Source organism: Roseateles sp., from assembly GCF_049240545.1.
In the GTDB taxonomy this organism is placed as follows: domain Bacteria; phylum Pseudomonadota; class Gammaproteobacteria; order Burkholderiales; family Burkholderiaceae_C; genus Paucibacter_A.
This window is the reverse complement of sequence record NZ_JBMLSK010000386.1, coordinates 41471-43360: the sequence shown is the minus strand read 5'-3', so window position 1 is coordinate 43360 and position 1890 is coordinate 41471. Positions and strand designations below refer to the sequence as shown.

At 64.0% G+C, this 1890-nt stretch carries 1 protein-coding gene; it reads right to left on the bottom strand.

Going from position 1 to position 1890, the window contains the following annotated elements; all coding sequences use genetic code 11:
* A partial coding sequence (locus ACOVRJ_RS23195; protein ID WP_422046187.1) for a TonB-dependent receptor plug domain-containing protein occupies nucleotides 1-1763 on the bottom strand: 1763 nt, incomplete at its 3' end.
* Nucleotides 1764-1890 lie beyond the last annotated feature (127 nt).

Sequence of the window (1890 nt, the reverse complement as noted above, 5' to 3'; positions counted from 1 at the left end):
GCCCAGTTGCCACGCAGCTCCACGGCCGGCGCACCGGGCTTGAGCAGCTCCGGCAGGCTCAAGCGCGCCTCCAGCTCCAGGCCCTCCACCCAGGCTGTGCCCTGATTGCTGCGGCGCTCCACCCAATGCTTGTTTTGAAAAATCAGCTCGCTGACGATGACCTGCTCAATGCGCTTCAGATAGGCGCTGGCGCTGAGCAAGCTGGACTTGCTCAGCGGATGCGTCCAGCTGGCATCCAAGCCCCAGGCCAGCTCGGGCAGCAAGTCCGGGTTGCCTTGCAGGTCGGGCGTGGTCGGGCTGTTGTTGTTGGCGACAAAGCGGCGCGGCGTCAGCTCACGGGGGGTGGGCGCTTTGTAGCTGCGCGCCAGCCCTAGGCGCAGCTGATCCTTGCTGTCAGGCAATCGCCAAAGCACTTGCATCACCGGACTGAACACAGCCGAGCGCTTGGCCACGCTGTCAAACACATTGCCTGAGCTGACCGTGTGCAAGCCCTCCCAGCGCAGGCCCAGCGTGGTTTGCCAGGCTTGGCTGAGGTCAATCTCGTCTTGCACAAAGAAGGCCAGGCGGCGAATCCGCGCGTCATAAACCTCGTCGAGGTTCTCCACCGGCAGGCCGCCCGGCAGGGGCTGTTCGCGCTGCAGACGGTCTTCGCTTCGGCGGTTTTCTTCCAGGTCAAAACCGGTACTCAAGCTATGCGCTTCGCCCAGGGCACGGCGATGCCGGCCGGACAGGCTCCAGCCCTGATCGATGGCCAGCGAGTCCACATGCGCATCGCGAATCCAACGGCCGCTGAAGTCATAACCCTCGAATTGCGCCTCTGAATCGCGCTGCAAGCGGGTGTAGCCGAGCTTGAGTTCCGACTTAGCTCCGTCGGCCTCATTGAGGGTCCAGTTCAAACGGCTGCGCAATTGCAGGCCGCGGATGTTGATGCCCAGGTCGTTGTGGGCCTGCTCGGGCGCAGCACCCACCAGGCTCTGGCGATCATCCACCGCCCCACCCTTGGAGCGCGCCACGCGCAGCATATGGTCGGTGCTGATCGTCTGCTGCGGCGAAAGCACCCAAGTCGCGCGTGGAGTCAAGGTGATGCGCTGGGTGCGGTCATATTCCCGCTTGTCGGTGCGAAAGGCTTGCTGCACCTGACCCTGAGCATCCAATGCCTGCTGATCCAGCTTCATCGGCCAGCGCTGCTGTTCATGGGCCAGGCCCAGGCCTAAGCCCCAAGACAAAGCACCGTCCCGATCGCCCAGATTCAAGTCCAGCGTCGCGCTGGGCCGCTGCAATTGCGAACTCAGCCCCAGTTTCAGATCGCGCTGCGCTTGTCCAGCACTCGCTTTGCTGATGCGCCGGGTGACGATATTGATGCTGCCCGCAATCGCCTGGCTGCTTTGCTCCACGCTGGCACTGCGCGAGACCTCGATGCGCTCGATCAATTCAGGCGAGATGCTCTCCAGCGAAAAGCCCGGCGGTACCGGCTCGCCGTTCAGCAAGATTTGCGTATAGCCCGCGCCCAAGCCCGACATGCGAATCTCCGCACCCCGCGGCCCCTGCTCGATGACGCTGATGCCCGGCACGCGCCGCAAGGCATCGCTCAAGCGGGTATCGCCCTGACGCAGCAACTCTTCGCGGCTGAGCACCTGCAAAGCGCCCACCGAGGCGCGCCGAGCATTCAGCGCCTGGGCGGCGCCATCCGCTTGCACCTCTACGCGCTGCAGCTTGGCCGGGGGTTCGGCAGCCTGCGTCTGCGCCACCGCCTTTGTCGGCATCAGCAAAACCGCGAAGCCGAACGCCGCCATACCCACTTGCAGCGACGAAGCCCTCTCAAACCTTTGGCTCGCCTTCGAGCCTGCAACTGCGCCAATCACCACGTCATCTCGTCCCACAAAAAACACC